Annotated in this window: 17 protein-coding genes; 8 read left to right on the top strand and 9 right to left on the bottom strand. The window is 72.0% G+C overall.

What is annotated here, in order from left to right; genetic code table 11:
• Window positions 1–108 precede the first annotated feature (108 nt).
• The 3 genes from OUQ99_RS11525 to OUQ99_RS11515 all read left to right on the top strand — a co-directional run bounded on the left by OUQ99_RS11525 (window position 109) and on the right by OUQ99_RS11515 (window position 3,800).
• Entirely contained in the window at window positions 109–1,365 is a 1,257-nt protein-coding gene (locus OUQ99_RS11525; protein WP_431061498.1) for an AMP-binding protein, read from the top strand.
• Between the two features lie 532 nt (window positions 1,366–1,897).
• Entirely contained in the window at window positions 1,898–3,307 is a 1,410-nt protein-coding gene (locus OUQ99_RS11520; RefSeq protein ID WP_267949430.1) for a sigma-70 family RNA polymerase sigma factor, read from the top strand.
• Window positions 3,308–3,443: 136 nt separating this feature from the next.
• On the top strand, window positions 3,444–3,800 hold the full coding sequence (locus tag OUQ99_RS11515) for a hypothetical protein (protein WP_267949429.1): 357 nt from the start codon (window positions 3,444–3,446) through the stop codon (window positions 3,798–3,800).
• A 28-nt stretch (window positions 3,801–3,828) separates the two neighbouring features.
• Here the strand turns inward: OUQ99_RS11515 and OUQ99_RS11510 are convergent, their stop codons facing one another.
• The gene (locus tag OUQ99_RS11510; RefSeq protein WP_267949428.1) at window positions 3,829–4,191 is read right to left on the bottom strand and encodes a GntR family transcriptional regulator; all 363 of its coding nucleotides are present in this window, start codon (window positions 4,189–4,191) and stop codon (window positions 3,829–3,831) included.
• Between the two features lie 112 nt (window positions 4,192–4,303).
• Window positions 4,304–4,690, bottom strand: coding sequence for a hypothetical protein (locus OUQ99_RS11505; protein ID WP_267949427.1), 387 nt, complete (start codon window positions 4,688–4,690; stop codon window positions 4,304–4,306).
• 144 nt (window positions 4,691–4,834) lie between these two features.
• Here OUQ99_RS11505 and OUQ99_RS11500 point away from each other — a divergent pair, with 144 nt between their 5' ends.
• Both OUQ99_RS11500 and OUQ99_RS11495 read left to right on the top strand, forming a co-directional pair.
• A complete protein-coding gene (locus OUQ99_RS11500; protein ID WP_267949426.1) occupies window positions 4,835–5,434 on the top strand; it encodes a TetR/AcrR family transcriptional regulator in 600 nt (199 codons plus the stop codon).
• Between the two features lie 135 nt (window positions 5,435–5,569).
• A complete protein-coding gene (locus OUQ99_RS11495) occupies window positions 5,570–6,349 on the top strand; it encodes a sporulation protein (protein ID WP_267949425.1) in 780 nt (259 codons plus the stop codon).
• Between the two features lie 110 nt (window positions 6,350–6,459).
• Here the strand turns inward: OUQ99_RS11495 and OUQ99_RS11490 are convergent, their stop codons facing one another.
• Together OUQ99_RS11490 and OUQ99_RS11485 are read right to left on the bottom strand one after the other, a co-directional pair.
• Window positions 6,460–8,268 carry an ABC transporter ATP-binding protein gene (locus OUQ99_RS11490; RefSeq protein WP_267949424.1) on the bottom strand — a complete coding sequence of 603 codons (1,809 nt, stop codon included), beginning with the start codon at window positions 8,266–8,268 and terminating at the stop codon, window positions 6,460–6,462.
• A gap of 102 nt (window positions 8,269–8,370) precedes the next feature.
• The gene (locus OUQ99_RS11485; RefSeq protein WP_267949423.1) at window positions 8,371–9,384 is read right to left on the bottom strand and encodes an ABC transporter permease; all 1,014 of its coding nucleotides are present in this window, start codon (window positions 9,382–9,384) and stop codon (window positions 8,371–8,373) included.
• A 369-nt stretch (window positions 9,385–9,753) separates the two neighbouring features.
• Here OUQ99_RS11485 and OUQ99_RS11480 point away from each other — a divergent pair, with 369 nt between their 5' ends.
• A complete protein-coding gene (locus OUQ99_RS11480; protein ID WP_267949422.1) occupies window positions 9,754–10,098 on the top strand; it encodes a hypothetical protein in 345 nt (114 codons plus the stop codon).
• Window positions 10,099–11,142: 1,044 nt separating this feature from the next.
• Here OUQ99_RS11480 and OUQ99_RS11475 read toward each other — a convergent pair.
• Window positions 11,143–11,445: a hypothetical protein gene (locus tag OUQ99_RS11475; RefSeq protein ID WP_267949421.1), complete on the bottom strand. Its 303-nt coding sequence runs from the start codon at window positions 11,443–11,445 to the stop codon at window positions 11,143–11,145.
• Window positions 11,446–11,453: 8 nt separating this feature from the next.
• Complete coding sequence (locus OUQ99_RS11470) at window positions 11,454–11,630, bottom strand: hypothetical protein (RefSeq protein ID WP_267949420.1); 177 nt, start codon at window positions 11,628–11,630, stop codon at window positions 11,454–11,456.
• A 239-nt stretch (window positions 11,631–11,869) separates the two neighbouring features.
• Here OUQ99_RS11470 and OUQ99_RS11465 point away from each other — a divergent pair, with 239 nt between their 5' ends.
• Window positions 11,870–12,178, top strand: coding sequence for an HNH endonuclease (locus OUQ99_RS11465; RefSeq protein ID WP_267949419.1), 309 nt, complete (start codon window positions 11,870–11,872; stop codon window positions 12,176–12,178).
• A 182-nt stretch (window positions 12,179–12,360) separates the two neighbouring features.
• Here OUQ99_RS11465 and OUQ99_RS11460 read toward each other — a convergent pair whose 3' ends face one another.
• Window positions 12,361–14,172, bottom strand: a complete 1,812-nt coding sequence (locus tag OUQ99_RS11460; protein WP_267949418.1) for an ABC transporter substrate-binding protein — start codon at window positions 14,170–14,172, stop codon at window positions 12,361–12,363.
• Between the two features lie 82 nt (window positions 14,173–14,254).
• Complete coding sequence (locus OUQ99_RS11455; RefSeq protein WP_267949417.1) at window positions 14,255–15,280, bottom strand: ABC transporter permease; 1,026 nt, start codon at window positions 15,278–15,280, stop codon at window positions 14,255–14,257.
• 293 nt (window positions 15,281–15,573) lie between these two features.
• Between OUQ99_RS11455 and OUQ99_RS11450 the strand changes: the two genes are divergently transcribed.
• Window positions 15,574–16,290 carry a nucleotidyltransferase domain-containing protein gene (locus OUQ99_RS11450; protein ID WP_267949416.1) on the top strand — a complete coding sequence of 239 codons (717 nt, stop codon included), beginning with the start codon at window positions 15,574–15,576 and terminating at the stop codon, window positions 16,288–16,290.
• A gap of 255 nt (window positions 16,291–16,545) precedes the next feature.
• On the opposite strand, the gene OUQ99_RS11445 is transcribed toward OUQ99_RS11450, so the two are convergent.
• The gene (locus OUQ99_RS11445) at window positions 16,546–18,168 is read right to left on the bottom strand and encodes an ABC-F family ATP-binding cassette domain-containing protein (RefSeq protein ID WP_267950344.1); all 1,623 of its coding nucleotides are present in this window, start codon (window positions 18,166–18,168) and stop codon (window positions 16,546–16,548) included.
• Window positions 18,169–18,388: the final 220 nt, after the last annotated feature.

The following is an 18,388-nucleotide window of genomic DNA, read 5'->3' as shown; positions in this document are numbered from 1 at the left end:
TGCCCCGGGGTGCCCCGCCCCCGGTCGCCGCCCGGGGCGCGGGGCCCCGGCCCGGGGTGCGCGGAGCCCGCGGGCGCGGTGGCGGCGGACGGGCGTACCCTGGCGGGCGTGGCACGCGAGAATCAGGTCGAAACCCAGGTCGAGGTCCCCCCGTCCGAGGAGGGCCGCCCCCTCCAGGCCGTCCTCGGACTGGCGCCGGAGCGGTTCGGGGACCTGCTCGCCCGCGCCCTGGACGGCGAGGGCCCCGCCCTGCTGCCCGTCCCCGCGGGCACCCCCGACGCGCGGGTGCGCGACCTGCTCGCCGCGATGCGGCCCTCCTCCCTGCGCGGCCCGGACGGCGTGACCGCGCTCGGGGGCTCCGCGCCGGCGGGCGCCGACACCGCCCTGGTCGTCACCACGTCGGGCTCCACCGGCGCTCCCAAGGGGGTGGAGCTGTCCGCGGAGGCCCTGCGCTCCTCCGCCCGCGCCTCGGTCGCGCGGATCGGCGCCCTCCCGGGCGATCCGTGGCTGTGCGTGCTGCCCGCCGGACACATCTCCGGCATCCAGGTGATGATGCGCGCCCTCGTGACGGGGACCCGGGCGGTGCACGCCCCCTTCGACGTGGACACGGTGCGGGAGGCCGCCGAGCGGCTGCGGCCGCACGTGTCCCTGGTCCCCACGCAGCTGCGGCGGCTCATGGCCGCCGGGGTGGACCCCTCCCTGTTCGGGTCGGTCCTGCTCGGCGGGGCCGCCGCCGAACCCGCGCTGGTCGGGGCGGCCCGCGCGGCGGGTGCGCGGGTGGCGACCACCTACGGCATGAGCGAGACCTGCGGCGGATGCGTCTACGACGGCGTCCCCCTGGACGGCGTCCGGGTGCGGATCGACGCCGAGGCCCCCGGCGGGCCCGGGCGGATCCTGCTGTCGGGGCCGGTGCTCCTGAGCGGGTACCGGCTGCCCCCGGGCAGCCCCGACGATCCGGGAGCGCCGGCCGCCGACGGCGACGGGCGGCTCTGGCTGCGCACCAACGACCTGGGCCGCCTGGACGCGGACGGCCGCCTGACCGTGCTGGGCCGTATGGACGAGGTCGTCAACACCGGCGGCCACAAGGTGGTGCCCGGCCAGGTCAACGCCCTGCTGATGGAGCACCCGGCGGTGGCCGAGTCGGTGGTCGTGGGCCGCCCCGACCCGGAGTGGGGCGAGCGGGTGAGCGCGGTGGTGGTGCCCGCAGACCCGGACGCGCCCCCGACGCTGGAGCAGCTGCGCGCGTGGGTGCGCGAGCGCCTGCCCTCCTACGCGGCGCCGCGGGAGCTGGACCTGCGCGGGTCCCTGCCGATGCTGGCCTCGGGCAAGCCGGACCTGGTGGCGCTGCGGGGCGCCGCCTCCTGAGACCGGGGCCCGACCGGGGCCCGCCCGCCCCGCCGTTACCGCCGCACTCCGCACGCGTGGGACCCTGGGCCCGCCGGGTACCGCGCTCCGCTCCGCGGAGAGGGGCGCTGACCTGGGGGTCGTCGGCGCCGTCCGCCGGCGGTGCCGCCACGGCCGACGACAGCCGGGCCCGGATGGCGGGGAACTTCCCGGAGGTCCCCCGCGTCTACCTGAGTATCCGGTCCCTTCGGCCCCTCTCCCAAGGAGGTCCGCAGTTGGCGCCAGCCATCGGTCCACCCGTTCGTGTCCCTGCGCCCTCCTCGCGGCCCGGCCGGGCAACCGGGCCGGGGCGCGGCCGCACCCGAGCGGGCTCCTTTACCCGCTCGCGCACACGCTTCGCCACTCTCCACCCAGTGATCTGTACCACTCTCGACGATATCCAATCGAGACAGGGAACATTTGACTCCCCGACACGTTGGACATATTGGCGCGTCCAGTCGGCGGGAACCCTCCGCCACGTGCCATACGTCTTGGAAGGGAGGGAGGTGCCCAGATGACGAGCACTGCCCTAGCCGCTTCGGCACACACCGCCGAGGCCCCCGACGGCCCCGCTCAGAACGAGGACGCGGCCGCCGACGCGGCCCTGGCCGACCTGATCACCCGCGGACGCGCCCAGGGACACCTGTCCCTCTCCGAACTGCGTACCGCTTTCACCGCGGCCGGGGTCTCCTCCGGAGACGGCCGATCCATCCTGCGTGAACTCACCGAGAACGGGGTCCGGCTCGCCAACGGGGGCGACGACTCCGCGCTGGTGTCCGATCCTGACGCCGAGGACGACGTGCTGGAAAACACTCTCATCGCCACGGTGCCCGACACCGACGAGGCACCCAAGGCCGCATCCGGCAAGGCAGGGGCGCGCAAGGGCCCCGCCACCCGGAGGAAGGCCCGCACCACGCGGCGCACCAAGAAGACCGAGACCACCCAGGCCACGACCGATCCGGAGACCGGTGAGGCCGACCTCGACGACCAGTCGCCCGCCATGGGCGACTCGGTCCACACCTACCTCAAGGCCATCGGCCGCCGCCAGCTCCTCACCGCGGAGCAGGAGGTCGACCTGGCCAAGCGCGTCGAGGCCGGGCTCTACGCCGAGTACCGGCTGGGCCTGCACGGCGACGTCGACGGCTCCGTCCCGATGTCCGAGGCCGAGGTCGACGAGCTGGAGTGGGTGGCCGAGGACGGCCGCAAGGCCAAGTCCCACATGCTGGAGGCCAACCTGCGCCTGGTGGTGTCGGTGGCCAAGAAGTACAGCGACCGGGGGATGTCGCTGCTGGACGTGGTCCAGGAGGGCAACCTCGGCCTGATCCGCGCTGTGGAGAAGTTCGACTACAGCAAGGGCTTCAAGTTCTCCACCTACGCCATGTGGTGGATCCGCCAGGCCATCCAGCGCGGCTTCGCCGACTCCGCCCGCACCATCCGCCTTCCCGTGCACGTCCTGGAGCTCCTCAGCAAGGTGAGCCGGCTGGAGCGCGACATGCACCAGGCGCTGGGCCGCGAGCCCACCCCCGAGGAACTGGCCCTGGAGCTGGACAAGACCCCGGCCCAGATCGAGGAGCTGCTGCGGGTCACCCGCCAGCCGATCAGCCTCGACTCGACCATCGGCGAGGACGGCGAGACCCGTATCGGCGACCTCATCGAGGACATCGACGCCTCGGAGGCCTCCGAGGTGGTCGACCGCCAGCTCATGGCCGACCAGCTGCGCAACGCGCTCTCCGACCTGGAGCCGCGCGAGGCGACCATCATGTCCCTGCGGTTCGGGCTGATGGACGGCCGCCCGCGCACCCTGGACGAGATCGGCAAGCACCTCGGGCTGACCCGCGAGCGCATCCGGCAGCTGGAGAAGCAGTCGCTGTCCAAGCTGCGCCACCCCAGCCGCGCCCAGCAGCTGCTGGACTTCGCGAGCTAGACGCGGTCCGACACGCGAACGGGGCCGCCTCCCGCACGGGGGGCGGCCCCGTTCGCGTGTCCGGCCTCAGGGATCTCCCCCATTCGCCCCTGGTATGGGGCCCGCGGCCCCGACAGGCGGCCCCCGCGGTGGCACGATGGCGCACATGACGAGCAACCCCCACCGCAGCGACGAGATCGCCGCGGCCCTCAAAGCGAGCCGCGAACTCGGACCCGAGTACGACGAGGCCCTGGCCGCCTCCCTGGTCGAACGCATCGACGACACCATCGAGGACCGGGTCCGCCACCACGTGGCGCGCCAGACCTCCGGAGCCTCCGCCCGGGCCGGGATGCCCTCCAACACCGTGCGCTTCGTGCTCTCGGTGGTGTGCCTGGGCGTCAGCATCCCCCTCAGCGCCGTCGCCGCGACCCTGGGGTCCCCGGGAATGCTGCCGTTCGTGTGGCTGGGCCTGATCGCCTTCTACGTGGTCTCCGTGGTCGGCCTGCGCCGCTGAGGACGCGCGTCCGCTCCGCGCCGGGACCTCAGCGCCTCAGCGCCGCGCGCAGGATCTCCACCGCCTCGTCGTGGTCCAGGCCCACGCGCGAGATCACCTCGGCGTAGTCGCGCGCGGCCGCCAGCGCCTCCGCGCGCTGGTCGTCGCCGCCCGCGGCGACGAAGGTCCCCGAACGCCCGCGGGTCTCGACCACCCCCGCCTGCTCCAGCTCCCGGTACGCCCGCGCGACCGTGTTCACCGCCACCGAGAGCTCGCCCGCCAGGGCGCGCACCGTCGGCAGCCGGTAGCCGACCGCGAGCTCGCCGTTGGCGGCCGCGATCGCCACGATCGACCTGATCTGCTCGTAGGGCGGTACCTTCGACGTCGGATCTATGCGGATGAAATCCGCCATCTCCTACTGCGCTCCCCACGGTCGCCTGCTGCGGTGTCCGGTCCCCGGAGGGACCGAACACCAAACTACCGTGCGCGCCCCGGCCGCCGGCGGCGAACCGGGGGAACCGGCCTCATCCCGGAAGGCGCGGCACCCGCTGGATCCCGTGCATCCGGTGGGCCTCCCGGGCGGTGAGCAGCGTCTCCGCCGTCTGCGTCGCCTCGCGCACCTGCGGCCGGGCCAACCCCTTACGGCGGTGGATCCGGTCCTGGTACCCCTTGAGCCCCACCAGTGTCCGCTCCTTGGCGTAGGCGGCCCTCATGGCCTCGGTGAGCGCCTCGTCCAGCGCCACGCCCCGCTCGTGGACCTCGACCACGGAGGCCCCCGAGCCCCTCACCGCGTCCAGGGCCTCCTGCGCCTCGGCCACTCCCCGCAGGAGCTCGGGCAGGCGCGCGGCCCGCTCCCGGTCGGCCTCCAGGCTCTCGCGCGCCTGTGTCGTGCTCTGCTTGGCAAGTCCCATGTGTGCGCTCCGTACCCGCGTACCGTCGGTCGAGGCCACTCTAGAGGTGACGAAGATCATCCGACGACCCGGGCCGCGCGTCGGTGGTGGCCCCCGTCCCCGGGATCTGCCACCTTGGCGTCCCACACCCCCGAGAGGAACACCGTGAGCAGGAACTACGCCGGACTCAGCCGCGAGCGCATCATCGTCGAGGCGCTCCACATCATCTCCGGGCGCGGGTTGGGCGGCCTGTCGATGCGCCGGCTGGGCGACGCCCTGGAGGTGGAGGCCATGGCCATCTACCACCACTTCCCCCTGGGCAAGGAACAGCTGTTCAACGCCATCGCCGCCTACGTGGCCTCGCCCTCCCCCAGCGGAACCGCCCCCGCGGACGGGGAGGACGGCGCCGAGGAGACGGAGGAGGAGGCCGTCGACACCCGGCCCTGGGACGTCCGCCTGACCGACTGGGCCGACACCCACCGCGCGCGCATGCTCGCCTACTCCGGCGCGCTCTCCCTGCTGGTGCACCGCGCCCCGCACACCCCCGACAGCGACGCCACCCGCGCCCTCATGCACCGCGCCTTCACCGACGCCGGCCTGACCGGCGAGGACGTGGTCCGCGCCGCCGACGCCCTCCACTCCTACTGCGTCGGCGCGGTCGTCCACCAGGTCCGCCACGCCGACGACGAGGACGCCCCCGACGAGGCCGAGGCCGAGGCCCGCTTCCACCTCGGGCTGCGCGCCCTCCTGCGGGGCCTCACCTGAGCCGAACAGGACACACACGGTGACCGGGAACCCCGGACGCCTCCCCCGCGTCTCTTCCCCGGGTGCCGAAACCCGTTCCCCTCATCTGCACGCCGCCCGGCCACGGCACCACCGGCGCGGCACGGAGATCACGCCATGGTCCTCAAACGCCTGCTCGCCGGAATCGGATTCGGCGGAGCCTCCGTCGAAACCGTCCTGGACTCCGCCGGAACCCAACCGGGCGGCGTCCTGCGGGGCGTCGTCCACGTCGAGGCGGGAAGCGTCGAGCAGAGGGTCGAACGGCTCACCGTCGGCCTCCAGGCCCGGGTCGAGACCGAGGTCGGCGACCACGAGGTCAACAGCGACATGGAGTTCCACCGGGTCAGCCTGGGCGAGGGCACCGTGCTGGCGCCCGGGCAGCGCTTCCAGGTGCCCTTCGAGCTCCCCGTCCCCTGGGAGACGCCCATCACCGTCCACCAGGGCCGCCACCTGCACCGGATGCACGTCGGGGTGAACACCCGGCTGCACGTGGCGGGCGCCGTGGACCCCGGCGACCTCGACCCCGTGGCCATCGCCCCGCTCCCCTCCCAGGCGGCGGTCCTCGACTCGCTGGTCGGCCTCGGGTTCGCCTTCAAGCAGGCGGACCTCGAACGGGGGCGCATCCCCCACACCCGCCAGAGGCTCCCCTTCTACCAGGAGATCGAGTTCCGGGCGCCGAGCCGCTATCGGGGGCTGAACGAGCTCGAACTGTCCCTGGTCACCGACGGGCAGGGGTTCGACGCGGTGCTGGAGCTGGACAAGAAGCCCGGCCTGCTCTTCTCCGAGGGCCGCGACAGCTTCCACCGCTTCAGCGCCGACCACGCCCCCGGACGCGACTGGAGGGACCACCTGCACCAGTGGATCGACTCCCTGGCGGGCAGGCGCAGACTGCTCTGAGCGGCGGGGGCCGGGAGCGCGTCCGCCCGGCCCCGCCGGGGCGGCCCCCGGAGCGACTGCGGCGCGGGAGGGCCCGGGGCGGTCGGCGGGGGCCTCCCTCCGCGGAGGGCTCAGGCGTCCGCCGCCCGCTGCCGGACGCGCTCCGCCCGCAGGCGGCGGGCCTCCTCCGGGTCCAGCACGGGCGCCGCCGTGAGCAGCTGGCGCGTGTACTCGCTCCGCGGATCCCCGTAGATGCCGTCGCTGGTCCCCAGCTCCACGATCTCCCCCTTGCGCATGACGGCGACGCGGTCGCTGACCTGGCGCACCACCGCCAGGTCGTGCGCCACGAAGATGTACGTCAGACCGAAGTCGTCCTGCAGCTCCGACAGCAACCGCAGAACCTGGTCCTGCGTGGACACGTCCAGCGCCGAGACCGGCTCGTCGCAGATGATCAGCTTCGGCTTGAGGATCAGCGCCCGCGCGATCGCGATCCGCTGGCGCTGACCGCCCGAGAACGCGTGCGGGAACCGGTTGTAGTGGTTGGGCTCCAGCCCCACCCGCTCCAACAGCTCCTGCACCTGCCGGCGCACCTTCCTGCCGTCCTTCTCCCCCTGCACCCGCAGCGCCGTACCGATCGCGTCCCCCACCGTCAGACGCGGATTCAACGACGAGTACGGATTCTGGAACACCATCTGCACATCACGGCGCAGCGGACGCAGCGCCCGCTCCGACATGTGCGTGATGTCGCGCCCCTCGAACTCCACCCGGCCCCGGGTGGGCTCCAGAAGACGCATCACCATCCGCGACAACGTGCTCTTACCCGACCCCGACTCCCCCACGATCCCCAGGGTCTCCCCCTGGTGCAGATCGAAGGACACACCCTTGACCGCCCAGAAGTCCGTGGAGCGGCCCCAGAGCCCTCCCCTCACCCTGAAGCTCTGCGACACCTCCTCCACCCGCAGCAGGACCTCGCCCCGCTCCGGCCCCCGGGCCGGGGCGAACGCGTCGAAGGACTCCTCCCCGCCCTCCCCCGCCGCCGTCGCCCCCGACGGCTGCCTGCGCTGCTCGGCGCGCGCCTTCGCGGCCCGGTCGGAGCGGTCGCGCACCCGCCGCTGGGCGCGGGAGACCTCCACGCGCGGCACCGCGTCCAGCAGCTCCTGCGTGTAGGGGTGTTCGGGTGCGGACAGGACCCGGCGCACGTCGCCGCGCTCCACGGCCACGCCGTGGCGCATGACCACGACCTCGTCCACCGACCCCGCGACGACGGCCAGGTCGTGGGAGACCAGGATCAGGCCCATGTTCAGGTCGCGGCGCAACTCGTCCAGCAGGTCCAGGATCTGCGCCTGCACCGTCACGTCCAGGGCCGTGGTCGGCTCGTCCGCCAGCAGCACCTTGGGATCGCACATCAGCCCCATCGCGATCAGGACGCGCTGGCGCATGCCCCCCGAGAACTCGTGCGGGTAGGAGTTGATCCGCTTGCGCGCCTGCGGGATGCCCACCCGGTCCAGCGACTCCACGGCACGGTCGCGCGCCTGCGCACGCGACACCTGCGGCCGGTGCACGCGCAGCGCCTCCACCAGCTGGTTGCCGATCGTGTACTGCGGGTGCAGCGACTGCATCGGGTCCTGGAACACCATCGCGATGTCGTTGCCGCGCATCCGCCGCAACTGCTTGTCCGACGCCGACACCACGTCCTTGCCCACCACCTCGATGGAACCGCTGATCCGCGCCCGGCTGCCCCGGTGCAGGCCCATCAGCGCCAGCGACGTCACACTCTTGCCCGAGCCGGACTCGCCCACGATGCCGAGCCCACCTCCCGCGGGCAGCTCGAACGACAACCCGTCCACCGCCCGGACCTCGCCGTCCATGGTCGGGAACACCACCCGCAGGTCGTCCACCCGGACGACGGCCTCGGCGGAGGACGGTGCGGACTCACTCATAGGGGACGCCTCTACTCTCTCGGTCCGGCGGGTCTGTGGACTGCTCCTCGGCGGGCGCCCGGTCGCGCCCGGCGCAGGGCGGCGCGTCCCGCGCGTCCGGCACTAGCCGTGGATGCGCACGCGCGGGTCGATCAGCGGGTACACCAGGTCGACGATCAGGTTGCAGACGACGATGAAGAACGCCCCGAACAGGGTCACCCCCAGAATCACCGGCAGGTCGCTCTGCGTGATCGCGTTGACGGCGTACCGGCCGATCCCGTTCAGCGAGAACACCTGCTCCGTCAGGACCGCGCCGCCCAGCACCAGGCCCAGGTCCAGGCCGAAGATCGTCACGATGGGGGTCAGGGTCGGGCGCAGCGCGTGCTTGAGCACCACCTTCCCCTCGCTCAGCCCCTTGGCGCGGGCGGTGCGGATGTAGTCCTCGCCCAGGGTCTCCAGCATCCCCGCGCGGGTCTGCCGCGCGTACATGGCGGCGTGCAGGAACGCCAGCGTCACCCAGGGCAGGAACAGGCCCTCCGCCCACCCCAGCGGGTCCTCGGTGAAGGGCACGTAGCCCGGCGTGGCGAACAGGCCCCACGCGTGCACGAGGAAGGCCAGCGCCAGCAGGCCGGTGAAGAAGATGGGCAGCGACACCCCCGCCAGGGCGACGGCCATCGCCAGGCGGTCGAACAGGCTGCCCTTCCACACCGCCGACACCACCCCGACCAGGATCCCGCCGACCAGCCAGATGACGCCCGCGCCCAGAGCCAGCGACGCCGTCACCGGCAGGCGGGCCACGATCTCGGGGAACACCTCCTGGTAGCTCTGGAAGGAGTAGCCGAAGCACGGCGCCGAGCACTCGATGGTGTCGCGGCCGAACCGGTACTCGGCGCCGAAGAAGATCCCCCGGACGAACTCCCCGAACTGCACGAACACGGGCTCGTCCAGTCCCAGCCGCTCGATGGTGGCCTGGATCGCCTCGGGGGTCGGAGCGCGGCCCACGTACATGGTCGCCAGCTGCTCGGTGGTCCGTCCCGCCCACCGGGGCACCACGTAGAAGATGGCGAAGGTGACCAGGGTGACCACGGCCAGCAGCAGGAGGCCGGCGCCCAGACGGCGCAGGATGTAGGTCAGCAACGCGCGTGCTCTCCGTTCAGGGGCTCGGACGGGGCAGGTCGCGGCGGGCCGCCGGGACCACGGTGACCGCCCAGGACGCACCCGCACCGGCAACAGTAACCGAGAGTGTTCGATTGATCACGCTCATCCGTGCCGGTGTGTGCCCGGCCCCGGGGAGCCCTCCGCGGCCACGGCAGCACCGGAGCTGGACGAGAACAGGCCCCCCGATCACCCGGAGTTGACCACGTCCGGCCCTTCCCCGTGCTAGTTCTGTTTCCAGGGATGCGCCACCGCCCGGGCCACGGCCCCGGCGTCGGAGCGCACAGGTCGTACGGCGCGCGGGGCGAGAGCACGGCGCGCCCGGGAGACACCGTTTCGAGGAGGACGTCCATGCCGAACCTGTTCAGCGCGTCGGACCGCGCGAGGGTCGCCCGGAGCGTGGCGGACGCCCACGGCGTGGACTACCCGGAGGCGATGCGCATGGTGCAGGACGCGCTCTCGGGCCGGGGGGACCCGGAGCACGACCGGCTGGTGGCGCCGTTCCTGTGGGGGCTGCTCGGACCGGCGGCGGAGAGGCTCCACCGGACCCGCGCGGACGCGCAGGAGGCGCTGGCGGCCTCGGCGGCCGTGCCCCGGGAGGTCGCCCTGTCACGGTGGGCGGGGGCGGTGTTCGGCGAGCACCCGGACCTGGCGCGCCTGGACCGGCAGCTGGAGCACTTCTACGGCGACGCCTGAGGACGGGCCCGGGCCGCCGGTCCGGTGTCAGGGGAACGGGACCCCGTGGAGTTCGTCCAGGCGGCGCAGCCGGGCGCGCAGCTCACGCGCCGGCCGGTTCCGCATGGCGTGGGCCAGGAGGTCGAGAAAGTCCTTGGCCCTCAGCGGATGCCTGATTCACACAAGTCACTTAGGACTCAGGAAGCGCGGCTACCACCACGGAGTTGTTCGCAGGGTGTTAGGTGCTTCGCAGGAGCCAAGGATCGGCATGATGCACGCCCGAAACGCACGGCTGCTTGAGGAAGACGTCGGATACCCCTCCGTCCATACGGTGCCACCCTCTATCCGAGCAGTCCTGAAATCGTCATATCGCCGGTCACCGTCCAGGTCGACTTCGAAGCGAAGGTGCGTACCAGCAACACCGTTTTGAACGCGAGCCCACCCGTACCGAACACCATTACTGTGCACGCCGGTACGAATCTGGAGCCTGGTGCTTCCGTGTGCCACGGTCACGGGGGTCTGCTGGGAGGTGGTCGACGTCATGTGCTCTCGTCCAAGCCAGGGGGGGATTTTAGCTGCGTTGCTCTCAGTGATCTCAGTAGTTTGAAGGGATTGAGGGGTGGCAGCGGCGAGGCTAGGTGCCGCCATACCTGTGGTCATCAGAACAGCTGCGGCAACAGCGACGAGGCTCTTCTTGATCGCGCCCATGAGTCTCCTCGAAGAGAAACTTCACACCAAATGGTGTGTTGGAAGAATTCTTACAAAGTCGACTTTGGCTCGGTGTCCTCTGTCGGTCCGCTGAATCTGGCCACATGGAGGACTGCCTGCCGCCTCGCTCTCCGGTGTAAGGCCACCAGTTTCCGTCCAGCGTGCGGGGACTGGCCACAGCCTTCGACCACAGCCGAAACGCCCAGGTAGCGACAATGCGATCGATCATCGACCCAGTTCAGACCCACCCGGCAGGAAGCCTCCACCCCGTGATGCGTCCCCGACTGTCGGGCGCCCCAACGTCCCGCCCCTGTCTCCGTGTCCCTGAGGGGAGGCACGTCGGGACGGCGCGGGCGACTACTTCCCCGCCGGGTCCCGCTTCTTGCCGACCGACGGGTCCATGATCAGCGCACCGAAGGCCAGCACGGCGCCCGGGACAATCGACCCCCACACAAGCAGAGTTCGGTTCGACCAAGCGGCCGCACACTCCGGGCCTCCGAGGTAGCTGCTCTCTCGATCGAACACTTTCCCGCACTCGCCTATGGCCAGGGGCCCGGACTGGGCGGGGGCGATGGGCTCGATGGGTCGGAGCCCCGCGACGACACCGGTCACCACGAGGGCGACGCCGACCAGGATGAACAGCTTCGTGGAGTGCCGCATGGCGGCCCTCACCGGTAGTAGGTCTTCGTGACGCGCCTCTTCGGCACGATCACCCGGAAGATCCACCACGGGATCCAGATCATCAGCCAGGCGCCGCAGGAGAAGATCGTCAGCAGCAGGTGCGTCGAGTTCTCCAGCCCGCCGAGCCCGCGCCGCTTCTCCACGCTCTTGGAGTACCGGGGCATCGGCGGAGGCGGAGGAAGCTGCTGAGGCGGCGGCGGATAGTACGGCTGTTGGTGGTGCGGCTGCTGATGATGGCCATAGGGGTCCTGGCCCGGGGGCGGGGGGTACGACACAGGCGTCTCCGAAGGCAGCGCAGGGATATGCCGCCACAGTAGACGGGCGCCACGACCCCCTCAGGACGTTTGGCCACAGGCGGACACCAGGGCAACCGCCCATCACCTGGGGCGTCTGGAGGTGCCCGTTGTCCGGAGGGTGGAGGGGCAGCAACCGCAGGGCCGAACTGCCCTCCGACTGGTACAGCCGCGGGCGCCCGCGCATCCTGCGCCGCGACCGTCACGTCTGCCAGTGGCGAATGGCTGTCGGGGGAATCTGCGGTGAGCCCGCAAACCAGGTCGACCACATCGGCGACTGCCACGACCACCGCTACGAGAACCTCCAAGCGCTGTGCGAACGACACCACAAGCACAAGAGCGCGGCCAAGGGCAACGTCTCTCATCGGCCGCTCCCGAACCACTTCCGCAGGCCTGAACGCCACCCCGAAACCTCATAGTCAGCTGAACTGGCAAAACAGGTGATACCCCCTCTCCCGCACCACGGTGTGGACCCCGCCCGGTGGGGGTTCCGGTGGAGCCCACGCGTGTGATGGATCCGGGTGCGGCACGAGGTGCGAAGACAGGCGTCGCGGGTCGGAAGGCCCCTCCCCCGACCCGCGAGGCGTCCTGCCCGCCGCCCCTACTCCCGGGTGGTGCCCAGGGCCATGTAGTCGTACATGGAGTAGCCCGCGTGGTAGTAGACGTTGGTCAGGTGCGGCGGCCGGTACAGGACGGTCCGCTCGAACACGGCCGGGACGATCACGGCCTGCTGCATGGCCCGCTCGTCGATCCGCGTGTAGATCGACGCGCGCTCCTCCTGGTCGTCGACGGTGACCACCTCGTCGAACCAGTCGTTGATCCGGCTGTCGTCCAGCTCCGCGATGTTGGTGTTGCCCGCGTCCTGGATGGCGTCGCCGTCCAGCACCTTGCTCATGAACCCGTAGCCGCTGGGCCAGTCCGGCGCCCACCCGTACACGGTCAGGCCGAGGTCGTTCTCGTGCACGAAGTCCGGGGACCCGGCCTGGGTGTTGGTGTAGCTGTCCGACGGGTACTGCTTGATCTCCACGTCGATGCCCACACGGGCCAGGGCCTGCTGGAGGGCCTCGGCCGTGCTCACGTCGGTGGGACGGTCCGCGCGGGCGCCGATCGCCGTGGAGAACCCGTCGGGCTCACCGCACTCCTCCAGCTTCTCGCGGGCCTTGTCCAGGTCCCCCTTGTCGTCCTGGGAGGGGTACAGGTCGATGCTCGGATCGGCGCCCGGGAGCGCGGCGGGCATCAGCTGCGTCGCGATGTCGCCGCCGGTGTCGCCGCCCCACGCCCGCTGGAGGGCGTCGCGGTCCGCGGCGAACATGACCGCCTCCCGGCAGGCGGGGTCGTCCAGGGGCTCGATGACGGTGTTGATGTTGACGTAGCGCAGCGTGTTGGTCTGCGGGTTGTCGACGCTGTGCCGCTGGGTGTCGTCGGTGATCAGCGTGCCCTTCATGGCAGGGCCCACCCCCGCGCCGGCGAGGTCGACGTCGACCTCGCCGTTGACCAGGCGCTGGTCGATCTCGTTCTGGTCGACCCCGAGCTGGACCTCGATCCGGTCGGGCAGGGCCTTGCGGGTCGGGTCCGTGGCCGCGTCCCACTGGTCGTTGCGCACCAGGTTCAGGGAGACGCCGGGGCGGTAGTCGCCGTCGAACTTGTAGGGCCCGGACGACATGACGTGGCTCTGGTACTGCTCGCCCCGGTCGGCCTCGGCCGGGACCGGAGCCGTCTGGGGCTGCACGAGGACGTACGGGAACTCGGAGAAGCTCGTGTTCAGGTGGAAGACGAGGGTGTGGTCGTCCGGGGTCTCGATGCCGTCGAACCCGGCCAGGGGGTCGGCCTCGTCCGCGTAGGGCCCCTCGTAGTCGTCGCTGTCGGCGAGCAGCTCCTGGAAGTACTTGGGCCCGTTGGGCAGCGCCTGGTCGCCGAAGTTGCTGCGCGCGATGGCGTACTTGACGTCCTCGGCGGTGATCTCGGACCCGTCCTCGTACTTGAGGCCGGGCTTGAGCCTGACGGTCCACTCGGTGGAGTCCTCGTTGCCCTGCGGCATCCCCTCCGCCAGGTCGGGCTGGAGCTCGGTACCGCCCTCCCCCGGCGCCTCGGTGTAGGTGAGCAGGGTGCGCGCGTAGTAGCGGGTGAAGTTCCAGCTGAACGCGTAGTAGGTGTTGCCGGGGTCGGGCGAGTCGAAGTCCGAGGAGATGGCGTACCTCAGGGTGCCGCCGGTCTGGTCGGAGGGGTTGACGATCTCCGTCTCCCCCTGGTTGAACTCCGCGTCGGCCGCGCCTCCCCCACCCCCGCCGCGGCCGTCCCCGCAGGCGCTCAGCAGCAGTGCCACGGCCGCCGCCGCAGCCGTGCACGCGGTGGCCAGGCCGCTCCCGCGGCGCCGCCTGGACGGCCCCGCGTGTGTGAAGTGATGGGTACTCACCTTGCCTCCTGGTCGGATTCGATGGTGGGACCGCGCCCCGCACGGTCCGGTGAACGGTCCGGCCCGGGCCGGACCCGGTGCGTCAGTCGGAGGAGCGGGGGTCGAACGCGTCGCGCAACCCGTCCCCGAAGAGGTTGAAGGCCAGGACGGTGACGAAGATGGCCAGGCCCGGGATGATCACGAAGTGCGGCGAGGTCGTGTAGAAGCGCAGGGCGCCCTCCAGCATCCCGCCCCAGGTGGCGGTGGGCGGGTTGATGCCCACCCCCAGGAAGCTCAGGGCCGCCTCGAAGAGGATGTTCGTGGGGATGAGCAGGGTGGAGTAGACGAGGATCGGCGTGACCAGGTTGGGCAGGATCTCGCGGAAGACGATGTGCGCGCTGCCCGCGCCGAGGCTGCGCGAGGCCTCCACGAACTCGCGCTCCTTGAGGGTGAGGGTCTGTCCGCGCACGATGCGGCCGATGTAGGGCCAGTTGAAGAACCCGATGATGAACACCAGTACGCCGATGCGCAGGTTGTTGCCGGAGAGGCCGAAGGCACCGTCGGGGATGACCCCGACGAGGGCGATGGCGAACAGCAGCAGCGGGAAGGCCAGGAAGATGTCCATGGCCCGGCTGATGACGGTGTCGATCCAGCCGCCGAAGTACCCGGCCACGATGCCGAGGACGGTGCCGATGAGGACGCACACCACGGTGGCGACGGTGGCGACCAGCAGGGAGGTGCGCGCGCCGTAGACGATACGGCTGAACAGGTCGCGTCCGTTGACGGGTTCGACGCCCAGGAGGTGCTGGGCGCTGATGCCGCCCCACGGGTCGAGCCCCTGGGCGGGGTCGTCGGGGTCGCGCAGGACCCCACCGGTGAGCGGGTCGACCAGGTCCTGGTCGAACTGGTTGGGCGGGTGGCCGAACCAGGCGGTGAGGAGGGGCGCGAACAGGGCCACGAGGATGAGGAGGACGACGATGATCCCGCCGGCCATGCCGACCTTGTCCCTACGGAACCTCTGCCAGGCGATCTGGCGCAGGGACCTGTTCGCCGCGTTCGCCGCGCCCGCGACCACCGCCTCGGGGTCGGCGTGTCGGGACGACTCGGGCACGTCCATCGGCGCGGTCATGTGGCCCTGCCCCCGTCATTACTTTGAGTAGTTGTTTGACTACGCAAAGATCGCACGACTGACATGGGCGTTTCCAGCGTCCGCGCCGGTCGCCGACCGGCATGTCCAGCGCGGAACAGAAGGCAACAAACCGTAATAAATCGGGGCACCGGTCCACCCGGGGGGAACGCAGGCGCAGCAGCGTGTCCCCGGCCGCCCACCCGGGGCTCGCCCCGGGCACTGGGGAACGCAGAAGTCCTCCACACCCGCCCGGCCCGCGCGTGGACCGGCCTCCGGTGCGGTAGGACCACGGAATGAGCAGAGAACGGCCGGCCCCCGTCCCCACGGTCATCGACCTCTCCCGCCGCCTGTTCCCCGAGGCCCTGGCGGTGGTCCTCGGCGGCAGCTCGGCCGCCGGGCGCCTCACCCCGACCTCCGACCTGGACGTGGTCGTGGTGACCCCGCCCAGGCCCGCCCCCTACCGCAGCTCCCTGCACTGGCTCGGCTGGCCGGTCGAGGTCCTGGTCCACGACCCGCAGACCCTGGCCGCCTACTGCGAGGACAACCTGGCCCGGCGCTGGCCGGGGATCCCGCGCCTGCTCGCGGAGGGGGTGGTGGTGACCGACACGGGCGGCCTCGGCGCCGGGTTCCGGGAGCGGATGCGGGCCCGGCTGGCGGCCGGTCCCGCGCCCCTGTCCCCGGCGGAACTCGACGAGCACCGCTTCGTCCTCACCGACCTGCTCGACGACCTCTCCGGGGCGACCGACCCCGGGGAGAGGGCCTTCGTCGCCTGGCGGGCGCTGACCGAGGCCTCACGGCTGGCCCTGGCCGCCGCGCGCCACTGGCAGGGATCCGGCAAGTGGCTGCTGCGCGAGCTCCGCGACCTGGACCCCGGCCTGGCCGACCGGGTCGTGCGGGCCATGGGCGAGCCGGATCGGGCGCACCGAGTCGTCCGCGAGGTGCTCGACCGCACCGGAGGGCCGCTGTGGGCGGGCCACACCGTGGTGTGCCCCCGCCGGCCGGGGCGGTGAACCCGGAGAGGAGCGGAACTGCTTGTGTTCGAGCCACCTTTGTCAGGCTCGAAACCTCTCACCTTTATGTCGTAGATTCGTCCATTTTTCCTGTTTCGCGCCGGTCGCTTCCTCCGCCGCTTTCTCGTACCTCCAGCGCGTTCGGGCGTCGAAGCCGCCCAGAAGTACACGTTCCACCGGCCCACCACGGCGGTGGCGGGGAGGGTTCCGACGGGAACCCCCTCCCACCACACCGGCGACGTGCGCGGCCCGGACCTAGAACCCGGCCTCCGCCCCCGCGGCTCCGCCGTCGACCAGCCGCAACTCGTCCCAGGACCAGTTGCGGCGCAGCCAGCGGTCGTGCGAGGCCACCACCACGGCCCCCGGCGCCGTGCCCAGCGCCTCCTCCAGCTCCTCCGCCAGGGACAGCGACAGGTGGTTGGTCGGCTCGTCCAGCAGCAGCACGTCCGGGGAGTGGCCGACCAGCATCGCGAGCGCGAGCCGTCGGCGCTGCCCCACGCTCAGCTCCCCCACCGGCCGGTCCAGGTCGCGCGGCGCCACCAGGCCCAGGTCCGTCAGGCGCGGAGCGTCGGGCAGCGACGCGTTCAACCCGTCGTAGAGCCCGCGCGGGGTCCGCTGCGGGTCGCGGAACACCACGTCCTGCTCCAGCAGCGCCACCGACACGCCCCTCCGCCACAGCACCTCACCGGACTCCGGCCGCAGCCGGCGCCCCAGGACGTACAGCAGTGTGGACTTGCCTGCCCCGTTCGGGCCCGTCACCAGGAGCCGGCCGTCCGAAGGCACGTCCAGGCGGTCCAGGCGCAACCGCCCCGGCACCACCGCGTTCCGCAGCGTGATCGCGTTCCCGCCGGCCTCCCCGGGGTCACGGGTCAGTGCGGCGCCGAACACCAGCGGCCTCGGCGGCCTGCGCACCTGGTCGCGCTCCAGGTCCTCCAGGCGCCCCCGCGCGTTGCGCACGCGGCGCGACACCTGCTTGTCCACGCGCCCGCCCGAGTAGTCGTACGCCATCTTGGCGTTGTCCCGGGGCGCCCGGTCCGGCGCGACCTGCCGCGACGTGGTGCGCACCGCCTCGCGCAGCCCCTTCAGGTCGTTCTGCTCCCGCTGGTAGCGCTGCTCCCAGCGCTCCCGCTCCACCCTCTTCTCCTCCAGGTAGAACGAGTACGCGCCGCCGTAGTACACGGGCCCCTCCACGGCCGGGTCCAGGTCCAGCAGACCCGTGCAGACCGCGTCCAGGAACACCCGGTCGTGGCTGGCCAGCACCACCACCCCCGGCAGCCCTCTCAGGTACCCCTCCAGGAACTCCAGCGCCCGGTCGTCCAGGTGGTTGGTCGGCTCGTCCAGCAGCAGGGCGCGCGGACGGCGGACCAGCAGCGCGGCCAGGCCCAGGCGGCCTCGCTGACCGCCCGACAGCCGTCCCACCGGACGGCCCGGGGAGACCCCGTCCAGTCCGAGCCCGGCCACCACCAGTTCCGCGCGGCGGTCGGCGTCCCACACCTCCCCGCGCTCGGCGTCGGCCAGCGCCTCCGCGTACGCCGCCAGCAGCCCCGCGTCCTCGGGGGCGCCGTCGAGGGCGGCCGCGGTCTCCGTGAGCCGCCGCTCCACACGCCTGGCGGGCGCCAGGGCCTCCTCCAGGACCTGGGCCAGTGTCGTCTCCGGCCCATAGGGAAGTTCCTGGTACAGGAACCCGGTGTCGTCGGGCCGTTCCACCCTGCCGGCGTCGGGCTCCTCCTCCCCCGACAGCAGGCGCAGCAGGGTGGACTTGCCCGCGCCGTTCTCGCCCACGAGCCCCAGCCTCTGGCCCGGGGCGGCGTCGAGGCCGACACCGTCGAGCACCACGCGGTCGCCGTAGACGCGGGCCAGGTCGCGGGCGCGCAGCAGCGGTGGACCGCCCGTGCCGGGAGCCGCCGGGAGGGGCGGCCGCGGGGTCTTCGCCGACGCGGCCGGTGCGGATGTGGATTCACGGGTCACGGAGTGGGACCGCCCTTCGTCTGGGGGCGGGCCTCGACGCCTGACCGGTGCCGTCCCCTCCCGGTGCGCCTCGAAGGCGGATCCGTGGAGCGGCCCGGGACGACGGACAGGGGTCCGTCGCCGACATCGA

This window comes from Streptomonospora nanhaiensis (genome assembly GCF_026642255.1).
GTDB lineage: Bacteria > Actinomycetota > Actinomycetes > Streptosporangiales > Streptosporangiaceae > Nocardiopsis > Nocardiopsis tropica.
This window is presented reverse-complemented; position numbering and strand designations above follow the sequence as displayed.

What these genes read in the sequence shown, in the direction of transcription:
- OUQ99_RS11490 (WP_267949424.1), bottom strand. Translation starts at nt 8,268, where the DNA reads ATGAGTGAGTCCGCACCGTCCTCCGCCGAGGCCGTCGTCCGGGTGGAC.
- OUQ99_RS11520 (WP_267949430.1), top strand. Translation starts at nt 1,898, where the DNA reads ATGACGAGCACTGCCCTAGCCGCTTCGGCACACACCGCCGAGGCCCCC.
- OUQ99_RS11450 (WP_267949416.1), top strand. Translation starts at nt 15,574, where the DNA reads ATGAGCAGAGAACGGCCGGCCCCCGTCCCCACGGTCATCGACCTCTCC.
- OUQ99_RS11475 (WP_267949421.1), bottom strand. Translation starts at nt 11,445, where the DNA reads ATGCGGCACTCCACGAAGCTGTTCATCCTGGTCGGCGTCGCCCTCGTG.
- OUQ99_RS11455 (WP_267949417.1), bottom strand. Translation starts at nt 15,280, where the DNA reads ATGACCGCGCCGATGGACGTGCCCGAGTCGTCCCGACACGCCGACCCC.
- OUQ99_RS11495 (WP_267949425.1), top strand. Translation starts at nt 5,570, where the DNA reads ATGGTCCTCAAACGCCTGCTCGCCGGAATCGGATTCGGCGGAGCCTCC.
- OUQ99_RS11480 (WP_267949422.1), top strand. Translation starts at nt 9,754, where the DNA reads ATGCCGAACCTGTTCAGCGCGTCGGACCGCGCGAGGGTCGCCCGGAGC.
- OUQ99_RS11505 (WP_267949427.1), bottom strand. Translation starts at nt 4,690, where the DNA reads ATGGGACTTGCCAAGCAGAGCACGACACAGGCGCGCGAGAGCCTGGAG.
- OUQ99_RS11515 (WP_267949429.1), top strand. Translation starts at nt 3,444, where the DNA reads ATGGCGCACATGACGAGCAACCCCCACCGCAGCGACGAGATCGCCGCG.
- OUQ99_RS11510 (WP_267949428.1), bottom strand. Translation starts at nt 4,191, where the DNA reads ATGGCGGATTTCATCCGCATAGATCCGACGTCGAAGGTACCGCCCTAC.
- OUQ99_RS11470 (WP_267949420.1), bottom strand. Translation starts at nt 11,630, where the DNA reads ATGCCCCGGTACTCCAAGAGCGTGGAGAAGCGGCGCGGGCTCGGCGGG.